Annotated in this window: 11 protein-coding genes; 7 read left to right on the top strand and 4 right to left on the bottom strand. The window is 52.1% G+C overall.

The window, feature by feature from the left end; translation table 11 throughout:
- Positions 1-44: 44 nt before the first annotated feature.
- The 4 genes from ACS5NO_RS28855 to ACS5NO_RS28840 form a co-directional block, all read right to left on the bottom strand.
- Positions 45-314 (bottom strand): hypothetical protein, encoded by a 270-nt coding sequence (locus ACS5NO_RS28855; RefSeq protein ID WP_114404158.1) that lies wholly within the window; start codon positions 312-314, stop codon positions 45-47.
- Positions 315-557: 243 nt separating this feature from the next.
- Positions 558-1,928, bottom strand: a complete 1,371-nt coding sequence (locus tag ACS5NO_RS28850) for a sensor histidine kinase (protein ID WP_138989806.1) — start codon at positions 1,926-1,928, stop codon at positions 558-560.
- A 3-nt stretch (positions 1,929-1,931) separates the two neighbouring features.
- Positions 1,932-2,615, bottom strand: coding sequence for a response regulator (locus ACS5NO_RS28845; RefSeq protein WP_439418352.1), 684 nt, complete (start codon positions 2,613-2,615; stop codon positions 1,932-1,934).
- 83 nt (positions 2,616-2,698) lie between these two features.
- Positions 2,699-4,252, bottom strand: coding sequence for a neutral/alkaline non-lysosomal ceramidase N-terminal domain-containing protein (locus tag ACS5NO_RS28840; RefSeq protein ID WP_439418351.1), 1,554 nt, complete (start codon positions 4,250-4,252; stop codon positions 2,699-2,701).
- Positions 4,253-4,458: 206 nt separating this feature from the next.
- On the opposite strand from ACS5NO_RS28840, the gene tnpA reads away from it, so the two are divergent.
- The 7 genes from tnpA to ACS5NO_RS28805 all read left to right on the top strand — a co-directional run bounded on the left by tnpA (position 4,459) and on the right by ACS5NO_RS28805 (position 15,044).
- Complete coding sequence (gene tnpA / locus ACS5NO_RS28835; RefSeq protein ID WP_439418350.1) at positions 4,459-4,932, top strand: IS200/IS605 family transposase; 474 nt, start codon at positions 4,459-4,461, stop codon at positions 4,930-4,932.
- A 733-nt stretch (positions 4,933-5,665) separates the two neighbouring features.
- Positions 5,666-6,349, top strand: a complete 684-nt coding sequence (locus ACS5NO_RS28830) for an RNA polymerase sigma-70 factor (protein WP_439418349.1) — start codon at positions 5,666-5,668, stop codon at positions 6,347-6,349.
- A gap of 137 nt (positions 6,350-6,486) precedes the next feature.
- A complete protein-coding gene (locus tag ACS5NO_RS28825; RefSeq protein ID WP_439418348.1) occupies positions 6,487-7,491 on the top strand; it encodes a FecR family protein in 1,005 nt (334 codons plus the stop codon).
- 27 nt (positions 7,492-7,518) lie between these two features.
- Positions 7,519-11,121 carry a SusC/RagA family TonB-linked outer membrane protein gene (locus ACS5NO_RS28820; RefSeq protein WP_439418347.1) on the top strand — a complete coding sequence of 1,201 codons (3,603 nt, stop codon included), beginning with the start codon at positions 7,519-7,521 and terminating at the stop codon, positions 11,119-11,121.
- A gap of 51 nt (positions 11,122-11,172) precedes the next feature.
- A complete protein-coding gene (locus ACS5NO_RS28815; RefSeq protein ID WP_439418346.1) occupies positions 11,173-12,615 on the top strand; it encodes a RagB/SusD family nutrient uptake outer membrane protein in 1,443 nt (480 codons plus the stop codon).
- Between the two features lie 28 nt (positions 12,616-12,643).
- Complete coding sequence (locus tag ACS5NO_RS28810) at positions 12,644-13,801, top strand: exo-alpha-sialidase (protein ID WP_439418345.1); 1,158 nt, start codon at positions 12,644-12,646, stop codon at positions 13,799-13,801.
- Positions 13,802-13,862: 61 nt separating this feature from the next.
- On the top strand, positions 13,863-15,044 hold the full coding sequence (locus tag ACS5NO_RS28805; protein ID WP_439418344.1) for a sialidase family protein: 1,182 nt from the start codon (positions 13,863-13,865) through the stop codon (positions 15,042-15,044).
- The last annotated feature ends 4 nt before the right edge of the window (positions 15,045-15,048 follow it).

The raw sequence follows: 15,048 nt of genomic DNA, 5'->3' as shown, positions 1-15,048 counted from the left end.
TGAAGTCACAATAGGATAATCGCAACGCGGTTAAACCGATCCGGTCAGTTGGCAGAACTGACCTCGATTGCGGTGGTTTCGCGCTGGTTAAGCTCCAGTAACCGCTTTTCCAACTCAACTTTTACGGCCCGCAGCGAGTCCGCTTCCGATGCCTTGACTTCGTATTTCGTGCGATAAATTTCCTTATCCTGGCTATTTTCGCGGTAGTTGATGTATAAATCGAGGGCGATGGTGGCAAAAATCAGTCCCCAAACCGTTCCCCAGTTAACGAGTTTACTCGATTTCTTTTCGGTATTGTTCGTGTCGACTATCATAGTTCCAGGTAGTTTGTGTGATTCAGTCGGACGGTTTCTATCGATACAAGCTCAATCCCAGGTCTTTAAATGCGCCAACCCATTGACGGGCAATGGGTCGAACCGAACTGGACTTATAATTCTTTTTATCGTAGTAAATACCCTTCCTTGTGATGATACAAATCTACAACCGTATGGAAAGCAGGTAATTAAGAGGTAATTAGAAGTCGATGAGAAGTCGATTAGAAGTCAATTAGGAAACGATTAGAACGTTTTGGGTAGCTTCAACGTAAAGGTTGTGCCTTCGTTGATTTTGGACGCAACCGAGATCTGGCCACGGTGAAGCTGAATGATGCGATAGGTCAGCGGCAGGCCGATGCCATAGCCGAGGATTCGTTTGGCGTTTTCGGCCCGGAAGAAGGGTTCGTAAATGTGCTTGATGTCGGCCGGATCAATGCCGATCCCCTCGTCTTTGAACTGGATGGTGGCCCACTGCTCATCCGCCCCCAGGATTACTTCAACCCGGTTATTGGCCGAAAATTTACACCCGTTCTCCATCAGGTTTACGAAAGCTGAAATCAGCAACGCCAGGCTCCCCTGAACCGTAAGCGAAGACTGAATGGTTTCGCTTTCGAAGGAGAAAATAACCTGATAATCCGGTCGGCGGGTGGTTAACATCTTGGTAGCCTGATAGATGGCTTCGTCCAGGGCCACCTCGTGGAATTTGATGGGCGCATCGTCGAGGCTCACCTGCGTCAGTTCCAACAAATTATTCGACAGCACGTTCAACCGTTTGATCACGTCGAGAACGGCGACCCATTTGGCCTCGTGTTCTTCAACGGTGCGTTTCTTGATGAGTGTCACCTCGATCTGGCCGGTAATGATCGTGAGGGGCGTCCGGAGTTCGTGAGAGGCATTGGCCACAAAATTCCGCTGGACCTCAAACGCTTCCTGCACCCGGTCGAGCATCGAGTTGAAGGTTTTGGCCAGTTGCGCAATCTCGTCGCTGTTATCGCTGGCATCCACCCGCATATTCAGGTTTGACGCCCTGATGCGGTCCACCTGCCGGATCACATTGGAAATCGGTTGCAGAAAACGACCCGCAAACATCCAGCCCGAAATACCCACCAGCGAAAGGCTGAAAACCAGTCCGAAACCGAGGATATTCCGCAAGTGAGCGATTTCCGTCAGTCCGGATTCGTCGTAGGCGGTGGCAATGATCACGTATTCCTGCTGCTGGTAGGTGTAGGCCAACCCGACGATCTCCCGGGTTTTGCGACGCATGTAAAGTTGCTTCTGTTTCCGTACGCGATCAAGCAGGTCGCGTTGGCTCGCAATACCGTGTGCGGTGTCGGCACTGGCGTAAATCTGTTTATTCTGCTGGTCGTAAATAACGATGTGTTCTTCGGGCAAAGACGTCAGGTTGTTGCGTTCAATTAAACGAAGAATAGCCGGATCGACTTCGTCTTCTTCGATCAGTAAACGAGCGGTAATGCGGGCTTTATCGGTCAGCCGGTAATAGAAATCGCGTTGCCGGAAATATTCGGAAATAAAATAGATCGCCAGCGAAAAAAGCACCAGATTGGTGGCGACAATAATCAGGAAAGTAACCGAGATACGCGCTCTTATTTTCATCTGTCATTCTTCAGATTCCTGCATGATGTAGCCAATACCGGTGATGGTATGGATCAATTTGGGGGAGAAATCCTTATCGATTTTTTTTCGTAAGTAATTCACATACACATCGACCACATTGGTGCCGGTATCGAAGTTGACATCCCACACTTTTTCGGTAATCTCATTGCGGGAAAGGGCTTTGTTCTGGTTTTTCATAAAGAACTCCAGCAGTGCCAGTTCGCGGGCGGTCAGAATGATTTTCTGGGTGCCGCGTTTGACGGTTTTACTCTGCTGGTTCAGTTCCAGATCCGCAATTTTCAGCACCGTGGCCTCGGAAGGATGGGTCGAGCGCCGACGATTTAAAGCCCGCAAGCGGGCCACCAGCTCCCGAAATTCGAACGGTTTGATCAGGTAATCGTCGGCCCCGGCGTCGAAACCGCTCAGTTTGCTTTCTGTACTTCCCAGGGCGGTCAGCATCAGAATCGAGACGTCTTCGTAGCGGCTGCGGATGAGTTTACACAACTCGAAACCGTTGATCACCGGAAGGTTTACATCCAGAATAATCGTGGGATAGTCGGTATTGGCCAGCATCACCTGAGCTTGTAAAGCATCGCCGGCTACGTCGGCTTCGAAACCGTAGTCTTCCAACCCGCTTTTAATAAATGAAGCTACTTCCTGTTCATCTTCAACAAGTAAAATCCGCATACCAATTAATGTTACAGGAGTTGAACCGTTTAGGTTTGAAAATAATATCCACGGAAAAATATAGCACTCAACTCCTTTTTTTGCTATAGATCACGCAATAATTCAGCCATGGCCCGGTATAGTTTGGGAGCGGTTTCGGGTCCGGTAGAGTTGACTTCACCATATGGTTTATTCTCCTGGTTATAGATATGCGGAGCTTCTGTATCCCATTCACTTCTTGGAATAATGTAGCCCAGTTCATCATTCGCCAGTCCGATCACAAACTTGTATTTCCCAGGCATTAAACTTCTTAGCGGAGGAGTTTCGATCGGTTTGATACCAAAGTCTGCCCCCACCGGGTTTTCAACTCCACCGTTGACGATTTCGGGATAGATTTCCCCCGGAACACACAAAAAAGACGCTTCGCCTAAACGGAAAGCCGCAATTTCGCTCCGGAAGTTCCCCCAACTGCTAAAACCGGCATCCAGAACGCCCAATCCAACCGCCAGCCGGAACAGTTTGTTGTCGAGCGGGATTTCGATCGTGTGCGCTTTCAACCGGATGTCGGCCGGTCGGGTTGTCGTTGTATCCTGCTGCAACGACTTGTAAATCAGCATCGCCAGGTGTTTTCCCTGCGCATCGGCTTTTTCAAATGTCGGCTCTTTAAACCGCTCGCCCGTCAGCGGGTCCTGAATGGTCACTTTGGGTGAAGTGGTCATCAGTCCGCCTACGCAGCCGGACGCATACACCACCGTGCCGCCCAATCCTTTTTGCACCACTGAATCGCCCTGCGAGATTCCTTTTTCCAGATACGCCCGAACATAATGCGGGAAATCGGAAGTCAGCAGGGTGTTTTTGCTCCACAAGGTTTCAGGGTGATTTCCCCAGACGACGAGCGTTCCCAGGGTGCTGTCTTTCACCGCATCCAGCACCTGCATACTATACAAACCGGCGTCTTTCACCAGCGGTTTTCGGGTATCCATCAGCAGCGAATCCGCACCGGTCAAATCCTGCGCAAAACGCAGCCGCGCCGGTCGCAGCTTTTCGACGGCCTGAACGATGGCCCGCGTCACCTGCTGCTCAACAAATAGTTCATAGGCTTTGTTTACGCCACTTTTCAAAATACTGCCGCCCCACATCCCCAGAAAATCCGGCGCTTCGTGGGTGTGGGTGCTGCACACGATGGAATAGGTAACGCCCGCGCTGGCGGGAATGGATTTCCGGACATTGATGACGTTTTTGTGCGTGAAGCCGAGCAGGTCGACGGCCACGATGGCCAGCCGGGTTTTCCCATCGTCGATCACCATCGCCCGCGCCCACAAATCGTCGTGAACGCCGTTGGCCGCGCGTTTCTGGCTGAATCCCGCCATCCAGTAGGCATCGAATTCGCCGTTGTTGTTGCCGTCGGTAAAGGTGTCGCCATCGTCCGGTTTATAAGCCGCGTCCTTGTTTTTATCCGTCCAGCGGTCGGGGAGGTAGGGGGTGATTTTGAGTGCCGAAAAACCGACTTTGAGTGGCTGGGGCTGGGCAGGAGCCGGAATGTTCAGGTCGAGTGTATAACCGGGATGCCGGTCGCGGCTGTTGTAGTAGCCGTAGCCCGCACCCAGCAGCACGACTGCAACCAGAAAAAGCAGGAAACCGATGAAAAATTTACGCACGGAGGAAGGAGTTAAGGAGTTTGCGTAAAAGTAAAGATTTACAATTTACGGTATTCGGTTTACGGTTTACGGTTTTCAGTTTACGACGGGACAGACGCAGTCATTTTCTTGTGCTAATCAAGAGTTATAATTGCGTATGCCGATTTGACCAAGTGACTTCAGTTTTAAAAAAATGTCTAATAGAAGTCATTAAACGCATTCTGGTTATGGCGGATACGTACACGCAGCTTTACGTACAGATTGTATTTGCCGTTAAAGGCCGTCACAGTCTTATTCCACGGGAGCACAAAGAAGAATTGCATCGCTATGCAACGGGGATTGTACACAATAGGGGCGCTAAGTTACTGGCAATCCATTGCATGCCTGACCATGTCCATTTATTGGTTGGATTTTCTCCCACCTTAACCATTGCCAGTTTGGTTAAGGATATAAAAACGGCGACTTCCGCTTTTATAAAAGAAAAACGCTGGACACGAATTCCATTTTACTGGCAGGAAGGGTATGGGGCTTTTACTTATTCTCATTCTCAGGTTGGTGCGGTTGTCCGCTATATTTTAAATCAGGAAGAACATCACCGGAAGCACACGTTTCGGGAGGAATACCTTACCCTGCTGGAAAAATTTGAAGTGCCGTTTGAGACGAAATACCTGTTTGAATGGATTGATGACGGGAATCGTTAATAAGCAGTACGCTCCTCCGGAGCTTAATGATATCGACTGAATTCCGTCGGCTATTAACAGAAAACCCCTTCGGGGTAATGCACATCCTATCCCCATCGGCACCCTTAATCCCGGTGGGAATCCCTGTTAATAGCAAACAAGCCGACTTTTGACAGCAAAGCCCTCCGGGGTAATGCCAATACGACACCAGGCGGTACCCTCAATCCCGGAGGGATTTCCTGTTAATAGCAAACAGACCGACTTTTGACAGAAAACTCCTCCGAGGTAATGCACATCCTATCCCAAGCGGCACCCTCAATCCCGGAGGGATTTCCTGTTAATAGCAAACAAGCCTTGCCATGACGACCCTAAGCTCCGGAGGAGCGCCCCAGCCCAGCGGGTTTGATCACAATCACAACCATTTTTGACTTAATTCAAGAGATTTTAAAATCACCATAGTGATTTTGGTAAAAAGCCGACTATTGACATAAGATCCCTCCGGGGTAATGCACATCCTATCCCCATCGGCACCCTCAATCTCGGAGGGATTTCCTGTCAATAGCAAACAATCCCTGCTACGACGGCCCTAAGCTCCGGAGGAGCGCCCTCTGACTGCGTAATTGATCACAATCACAACCATTTTTGACTTTATTTGAGAATTTTTTAAAACCAACTAAGGTGGTTTTGGTGAAAAGTTGTCTTTCTTACTAAAGCATTGTCTCTTTCAATGACCCGTTCGTTTTAATCAAAAGGTATGCAAACCCGTCAACGGTTCGATTCTGCCAACCCGCCAGTTCCGACGATTACCACGCCCGGGAATGACCCTGGTCAGGAAGCTGAGCCAGCGGATGAAAAACTGGCTCGGCAGGATGCGGAATGGTTCATTCGGAGGACGTTCAGTGAGAACCCGCAAAAAGGATGCGAGCTGCTTTTTCGGCGGTATCACCAGGCGCTGTGCAGCCATGCCGTCCGGTTTGTCTACTCCAAAGAGACGGCAGAAGACCTCGTCAGCGATGTTTTTTGTAAATTCTGGAAAACAAAAGCCTACGAATCCGTTACCGACTCCTACCGCTATTACCTGTTTCGCAGTGTCCGCAACGAAGCCTACAATTACCTGCGCCTGGAGTTCAAAAAGCTGGAAGACCTCGAAACCGCCGACGCCCAGGAAAGCGCTCCCAGCCAGCGCCCCGACCAGATTATGCAGTTTGAAGAAGTCTTTCACCGGGTCGAAGATCTGGTTGAATCGATGCCTCCGCAATGCCGGAAAGTATTTCTGCTGAGCCGGTTTGAAGGGAAAAAATACCAAACCATCGCAACCGAACTGGGTCTTTCGATCAAAACCGTCGAGGTGCACATGGTGAAGGCCCTGAGCATTATTCGGAAAGGATTGAAAGAGCACTGGCTGATTTTGCTGGCCCTGTGGATGTGTAGCCCCTAAATCCCCTGAAGGGGACTTGGACGCGGCTAATCCGGATTTGAAAAGTCCTTTTTAGGGGATTTAGGGGCAGATTCCTAGAACCACTAAGGTGCTTTTGCCGAAAAGTTGTCTTATGAATAAACAGCAGGTTGCAGGAAATGGAATCGGAAGTCAACAAAAGTTTGCTATTTAACCACTTCGCCCGGAAAACGTCTCCGCTGCAGCGGGAGTTGATTGCGCAGTGGCTTCAGGAAAAAGCAAACGAAGAGCGCTACTACGAATGGCTGGAAGAGTGGGAAAATTTGCATCCGCAGTATTTGACCCAAACCGACGGCGCGCTTCAGCGTTACACGGCTTTTTTGAAAGACAATCCGCAAACCGACGCCGTCGATACCGCCGAAACGGTGGTTGTGCCCGTGCAAAACCGCTGGTCGATCAGGCCCTGGCTGGTGGCGGCTTCCTTTCTGCTGCTGGTCAGCGTCGGTGCTTTTTTGTTCCGCAATTCAATCCGGTATCAAACTTACGAAACAGGATTTGGCGAAACCCGTTCGCTGCAACTGGCCGACGGAAGTGCCGTGCTCCTGAATGCGAATTCGACGTTGCGCGTACCCCGCTGGGGATTTGGGACGCGCATCCGGGAAGTGCTGCTCACCGGCGAAGCCAATTTTTCGGTGACCCACACCGCCGACGATCAGACGTTTGTCGTCAAAACCGTCAAGAATTTCGAAGTAGTGGTACTGGGGACCGAGTTTACGGTTTTTGCCCGAAAACGCGGAGCCAAAGTAACCTTGAACAAAGGGAAAGTTCAGGTGCAGGTGCAAACCGGGCAAACCGTGAAGCAGGTGCTGATGAAACCCGGCGAACTGGTGACGCTCGACCCACAAAACCACATTGCCCTGAAAACAATGAAGCAAACCCAACTGCATCCGGCCTGGGGCGAAAAACGGTTCGTTTTTGAGGAAACGCCTTTGCAGGAAGTGGCCTATCTGCTGGAAGAAAACTACGGTTTACAGGTCGATATCAAAGACCAGAAACTGGCCGGGCGGGTGCTGATGGGGTCATTTCGGGCCGATAATGTCGATCAATTGTTGCAATCCATCTCGGAATTGCTGGATATTAATGTGGTCCGGCAGGGCAATCATGTCCAGTTAATGGACAACTAAACCAGACTTTCTAAACCCTTACTTTCTATGGTAAATCCTTTACGAAGGGCTCCACAAGCGGGGCTTCTGTTCATCCTATTGCTTTTTGGGCTCCGGCCGGGCTGGTCGCAGTCTCTGGCGCTGGCCAGTACGATGCGGCAAAAACCGGTTGAAATCCCACGGGGAACGGTTCGGCAACTCAAAGACGTACTGAACGATCTGAAAAACACCTACGGGGTCGATATTATGTTCGAACTGCGTGCCGTAGAAGGGTTTACGGTTACGTCGGAAGCCATCAATCCGAAAGCGACCCTCGAAAAAAATCTCGGCAATGTGTTGCGGCCGCTGGGTTTGCGGTACAAAAAAGTAAACAGCAGTTCGTACCTGGTCATCGGCGACAAAAAGGCGCGGAAAGTGGCCGATGCCGAAACCCGGCTTCCGGATCAGACGCTCTCCCTGCCAACGTCGGCGAATGGTGCTACGGAAAGGGGAACGGCATCCGCCGAACTTCCGCTGGCGACCCCGGCGAAAGCGCCCGTTGAGGACCGGGTGCTGACGGGAAGTGTGAAAAGCGAAACCGGGGAACATCTGCCGGGGGTTAGTGTGGTGGTGAAGAAAACCACGCGGGGAACCACGACCGACGGCAACGGCGAATTTCGGCTCAACGTGCCCGAAGATGCTGCCACGTCGGCGCTGGTGCTGGTCTTTTCGTTCGTCGGGTACCTGAATCAGGAAGTGACGATTGGCAATCGGAACACCATCGATGTGCAACTGGCACCCGACCAGAAAACCTTGAATGAGGTCGTAGTGGTGGGCTACGGGACGCAGAAAAAGAAGGATTTGACGGGTTCGATTGTCAACCTGAGCGGCAAAGACCTGCTGCCGGTTCCGGCCGCCAGCTTCGATCAGATGATGCAAGGCAAGGTGGCGGGGGCGCAGATTACCCAGACCACGGGGGCGCCGGGCGGCAACGTCAACGTCGTCATTCGGGGCATTAGTTCCATCACGGGCGGCAATCAGCCCTTGTATGTCATCGACGGATACGCCATCGGTTCGATGGGCGGAGGATCGGATTTGAGCAGCTTCACCGGAAATTCCTACTCGGCCAGCGGCATGGCCACGAATGCGTCAACGACGAAAATTAATCCGCTGAGTACTATCAATCCGTCTGATATTGAGTCGGTTGAGATATTGAAAGATGCCTCGGCAACGGCGATTTATGGCTCACGCGGTGCCAATGGCGTGGTAATTATCACGACCAAACGCGGCAAACAGGGCAAAACGAGCATCAACCTGGAGTCGTCGGTGGGCGTTCAGACCCTGGCGAAGAAACTGGATATGCTCAATCCGCAGCAGTTTGCGCAGATGGTGGCCGAAGGGCGCGACAACGCCTGGGTGTATCTGGGTGGGAAAGCCTCCGATCCCAACAGCGTGCGCGGTCAGCCCCAGTGGGTGCGACCGGACTACCGAAACCCGCAGTTGCTGCCCACCGAAGGAACCGACTGGCAGGATGTGATTTTCCGGCCAGCGACGGTCCAGAATTACCAGCTCTCGGCCAGCGGTGGCACCAACGACATCAATTACTACGTTTCGGGCGGTTATTTTGATCAGGAAGGCATCATCATCGGCTCCAATCTGAAGAAATTCACCCTCCGCACCAACATCGACGCACAATTGACCAAACGCCTGAAACTGGGCGCTTCCTTTGCCGGATCATACTCGTACGGCAATTTCGCCCGCGCCGAAGGAACCGTCGGGCAGCGCGGGTTGCTGGCGGCCACCTTGTCCAGCTCGCCACTGGCCCCGGTTTACGATCAGAACGGCAATCCGTATTCCGAACTGGTTGATCCGATGGGCGTTCCGGTCGAGAATCCGCTGGTGATTGTGCGTGAATTTACCGATAAACGAAATGCGGCTAACATCTTCACCAACAACTATCTGGAGTATGAATTGATGAGCGGGTTGCGGCTCAAATCGTCGGTGGGCGTCAACTACACGACCAACAACAACCGCATCTGGAAATCATCGCGGATTGGCGACGGTTTCAACCTGACCGGGCCACCCACGGCCGGCGCGTACGTCAGTAAAAGCCTGAACTGGCTGAATGAAAACACGCTCAGTTTTCAGCGGATGCTGGGCGAAAAACACAATTTCAACAGTGTAATCGGGTTTACGGTGCAGAAGAATTCGGACGACATTCTGCAGGCTGGTGCGTCCGATTTTCCAACCGACTACATTCCGTTTCTATCAGGCGGCAACGTCAATGCAGGGACGAATTTCATCTCTGAATGGTCGATGCTGTCGATGCTGGCGCGGGTTAACTACACCTTCAACGGGCGGTATTTGCTGACGGCCACAGTGCGTCGCGATGGCAGTTCGCGGTTTGGAGCGAATCACAAATGGGGAACCTTTCCGTCCTTTTCGCTGGGCTATCGCCTGTCCGATGAGCCGTTTATGGCGGGTCTGACGTTTGTCAATGACCTGAAAATCAGAGCCAGTTATGGAACATCCGGGAATAACCTGATCGGCAACTACGCCCACATCGGACTCCTCGGAACGTCGCGTTACGTCACCACGAGCGGTATTGTGCTGGGCATTACGCCCCAAAGCCTGGCCAACGACGACCTTACCTGGGAAAAATCGCTTCAGGCCGACATTGGGCTGGACATTTCCCTGTTCAAAAACCGCTTGTCGTTCACCGTCGATGCCTACCGAAACGTCAAGAAAGGGCTGTTGTTGAACACCTTGCTACCGGCGGCTTCCGGCTTCGACTCGTCCATTCAGAACATCGGCGAAGTGGAGAACAAAGGGCTGGAATTGACGGTGAGTTCGGAAAACGTCCGGGGGAAAAACTTTTCCTGGACCACCAATCTCAACCTGAGCACCAACCGGAACAAGGTGCTGGCACTCAGCACGTCCAGCTCCCGGATTGTCAATTCACCGTATCAGGTCAGTCAGGTCGGTTCGCCCATTTCGAGTTTCTTCATGCTCAATGCGCTGGGCGTTTTCAGGACGCCGGAGGAGATTAAAGCCAGTTCGCTGGTGCATCCGGCCACCCAACCGGGCGACCTGCGGTTTGAAGATGTCAACAAGGATGGACGCATCACGGATGCGGACAAGAAAATCGTCGGAAATCCGTGGCCAAAATATACCTGGGGTTTCAATAACAAATTCACGTTTCGGAATATCTCCCTGAATGTCAGTGTGATCGGTACGGAAGGGAACCTGGTTTATCTTCAGGCGGGTGAAACCCAGTTGAACGTTGCGGGCGTGCAGAACCAGCTTGCCCTAGCCGATCGTCGCTGGAAATCGGCCGAAGATCCTGGTGACGGTTTGCTTCCGCGAGCGATCCGGAACGATTATGCCCGGGGAAACAGCATGTCGTCGCGGTATTTGTTCGACGGGTCGTACGTGCGCATCCGGAACATCAATCTTTCGTATTCATTCCCAACCGCGCTCGCCGGTCGGCTTGGCCTTCAAAACTTTACCCTTTTTGCGGATGTGACCAATGCTTACACCTTCACAAAGTACCCCAGTTTTGACCCGGAAGCCAGCATCGGGGGGGATAACATTGCCAAATCCGGCATCGATTTTTATTCCTATCCGGTTCCGCGCATTGCCACATTGGGGTTACGGGTCGCTTTTAAATAATGATACCGGTTTTTTAAAATAACATTATCGAATACGATTATGAAACCGAAAATGCTATACAAACTAAGCACGATACTGGCCGTTTTTCTGGTCATGATTTCAAATACGTCGTGTAAAGAATTTCTGGAATTGCAACCCCAGAATCAGATTAACGATGAGAGTTTCTATCGCACAGCGGCCGATTTTGAAAGTTCTCTTTTGGGGGTTTACAGCTCATTCAAAGGATTTCATACCGGTAATCTGCATTATATCAACGAACTGGCAACGGACAATGCCGAACTCCAGTGGCTGGCGCCAACAGCCGCCGAAGTGGAGTTCGACGACAACAGCGTTACGGCCGCCAACGCCACGGTGCTGGCGACCTGGAACGTGGGTTTGTACACCATTGCCCGCTGTAATACCATTTTAAACCGCATCAAAGGCGCTTCGTTCGATCCGGTGACAAGGGATCGGATTATCGGAGAAACCCGGTTTTTCCGGGCCTGGAGTTACTTTTATTTGGTGCAGTTGTTCGGCCGGGTGCCGGTTACCGACGTGGAGTTCCGAAGTCCCGGCAATATTGCGGCCACCGATTTATCGCTAAAACCGCAGGAAGAGGTCTACAAAACCATCATTGACGACCTGATCAGTGCCGAGTCGCTGATGCCCGCGAGCTTGAATGCCGATAAGGGCCGGGTTTCCAGAGGAACCGTCAAAACGCTGCTGGGAAAAGTGTATCTGACCAAAAAAGACTATGCGTTGGCGGCTGCGAAACTGAAAGAAGTTATCGACGAAAAGCAGTATGCCTTGGTGCCCGATTATAAATCGCTGGTGGTCAAGGGAAACAATAATTTAGCCGAGTCTATTTTCGAAATTAAGTTTGTCTCCGGGTCCAATCTGGGCAATTTATATTCGGTGCAGTTTACGCCCGCTCTGTCCAATATGCTGCTGTTTCCCAATAACCAAAGTGGCGGTGGGCGAATGGTGCCGACGTTGAATTCCTTTAATGCATTTGAAAAAGCGGATCGGCGAAAAGCGGCCTCTGTTCATGATACGATCACCTTGCTGGGTGGCACGAAAGTGTATAGCCGGTATGGGTTAAAGTTTGTGGATTTCAGCGCCATCAACGTGTCCGATGGCAATGTTACCTACCCGGTTTCGCGGTTTTCCGACGTGCTGCTGATGTACGCCGAAGCCCTCAACGAGCAGGACAAAACCGCTGATGCGCTGCCTTACATCAACCAGGTGCGCAAACGCGCCGGTTTGGCAGATCTGACCGGACTGGATAAACCGGCGGTTCGGCTGGCGCTGGAGAAAGAACGGAAAGTGGAGTTTCTGTTTGAAGGGCAACGGTGGTTCGATCTGGTGCGTACGGGCCGCGCCATTGAGGTCATGAATGCGCATTTCGCCAGCAAACGCATCAATTTCAAAATGACAGAAAACGAGTTGCTCATGCCAATTCCGCTGCGCGAAATCGATCTGAATCCTGCATTAACCCAAAATCCGGGCTATTGATCTTCTAACTTGTTTGTTCTTTAATTCGATGAAAATACGTTCGTCCCATATCCGACGGTTTCTGGTCCTGTTGCTCCTTTTGGGCTCCGCTTTTCAACTGAAAGCCCAGAAAAGCGAGGTGAAACTCAACGGCCTGGTGTTTGCCTATCCGCCGGTTTTGATCAATGATTTTAAGAAAAATGGCGATGGCTGGTCGCGGGAGCCGGTTTTGCGACGGATGCCCGACGGCTCGCTTCTCTGTCTGCACTACACGGGTGGCCCCTGGGAACCCGACAACGGCAATTTTGTGGTTGCCACCCGCAGCACCGACGAAGGCAAAACCTGGTCGTCGCCGGAACCGTTTCTGAACCATCCGACCCGGGCGGTTTGGTCGCCGGAACTGTTTGTGTCTGATAAAACCGTGTTTGTGCCGGTCAATACTTTTGACGCGCCGACCTGGTATAACAACCTGAAAACCTTCACGACCGTCAGTACCGACGCCGGAAAAACTTGGGCGGAGCCGGTGAGTCTGCCGGGGTTCGCCAGCAGTTTTACGCTGCGACGCGGCTTCGTGATGTCTAACGGTGAATGGTTTTTCTCCGCCTTCTGTCAGGAACAGGCCGACGGATTTACCCAGAAATTTAGCCGTCAGAAGCTGATCGAGGGCAAAAACTGGCCGTTCTGCGTCTCGGCACTGATCTGTAAGCCGGGTTGGAAAAACATCGAAATGCACGGCTATCACAAGCGCGAAGATTTGGGGATGCTCTGGGAACCCAACACGGTTGAAGTGGCACCCGGACATCTGGTGATGCTGATGCGGGCTTCCGGAACCGGCGTCCTGTACCGAACCGAAAGCCGGGATTTTGGTCGCACCTGGACGAAAGTTGCACCGAGCGATATTCCCAATGGAAATTCAAAAATTACGTTGTTGAAGGTCGGCCAGGACGTTTTGCTGATCGGAAACCAATGCAAAGATCGCAGCGAAGTGTCGCTTTGGGTTTCCAAAGACGGTTGTAAAACCTGGTCGAAAAAAATCCGGCTGGCGACCATTGAGAATACCGCTACGATGGAGAAAATTGAACACAATCCCGCCATGATCTGCTACCCCGACGGTTTTGCCGACGACGCCCAAAAAGTGCTCTATCTCGCGATGGAAGACGGTATTCGGCACTATTTCATGAAAATACCGTATGCGGATTTTAGATGACAATGGTATGAATCAGCGGTGTAGAGTACAGTTTTTTTGTCTGACAATCAGTTTGTCGATTGTGGCTTTTTCGCTTCAGGTGCAGACGAAAAAACCGGTCGATCCGGCCTTGGTGCCACCAGTTGTCAATACCGCTCCGTCGGCAGAATATGATCCGGACCGGCTTGATTTCAACATGACCATCGGTCTTGAGCGAACGCCGAAAGGCCGGCTCTGGGCCTGTTGGGTGGGCGGTGGTGACAACGAAGAAGCGTTTTTTGCTTTGACTACCAGCGATGACAACGGCAAAACCTGGTCGAAACCGCGTGCCGTGATCGATCCGCACGATGCGTCGCTGGGCGAAAGCCGCCGGGCCATTGTCGGAACCTTGTGGACTGATCCGCGCGGTCGTCTCTGGCTTTTCTTCGACCAGTCGATGACGTTTTTCGACGGCCGCGCCGGTAACTGGTACACCATTTGCGACAACCCGGACAGCGACAAGCCCATCTGGTCGAAACCGCAACGAATCTGGCACGGCTGCTCCCTGAATAAACCCACTGTATTGGCCAACGGCGACTGGCTGCTGGTGATTTCACTCTGGAACCGGGAGAAAATCATAGCGATGGACCCGGCTTCTCCGTATCGGGAAGCATACCACGAGCTGGATTCGCTCCGAATGGCTAACGTCTTCGTTTCCAGCGATCAAGGTCGCACCTGGAAACGCCGGGGCGGGGTACGGTTTCCGCAGCCCGACTACGACGAATCGCACATCATCGAACGGCGCGACGGCACACTCTGGCTGACCACCCGCACGGCCAAAGGACTTTGGGAAAGCTACTCCAACGACAAGGGAAAAACCTGGTCGGAACCGCAGAAGTCGGCGATTGAAAACACGAATGCCCGGCATTTTATCCGCCGTTTGCAGTCGGGCCGTTTGTTGCTGGTCAAGCACGCCAAAGTGGATGGCAAAATCACCCGGTCGCACCTGACGGCGTACCTTTCTGACGACGACGGGCAGACCTGGCAGGGCGGTTTGTTGCTGGATGAACGGAAAATGGTAACGTATCCCGATGGTGTTCAGGCACCCGACGGCACCCTGTATATTTCCTACGACCGGGGCCGGAAACGGAGTACGGGTGGCGAAATTCTGCTGGCCCGGTTTACGGAAGAAGATGTTCTGAAAGGCGGTTTTGTGACGCCGAGCGCCAAAGCCAAACAGGTGATTAGCCAATCGCTGGAAGCTAGGGCAGAAACTAAGAACTAGAAAC

This window comes from Larkinella fluvii (assembly GCF_051857545.1).
Classification (GTDB): Bacteria; Bacteroidota; Bacteroidia; order Cytophagales; family Spirosomataceae; genus Larkinella.
The sequence above is the reverse complement of the archived record's forward strand: the minus strand, read 5'-3'. Positions and strand labels throughout refer to the sequence as shown.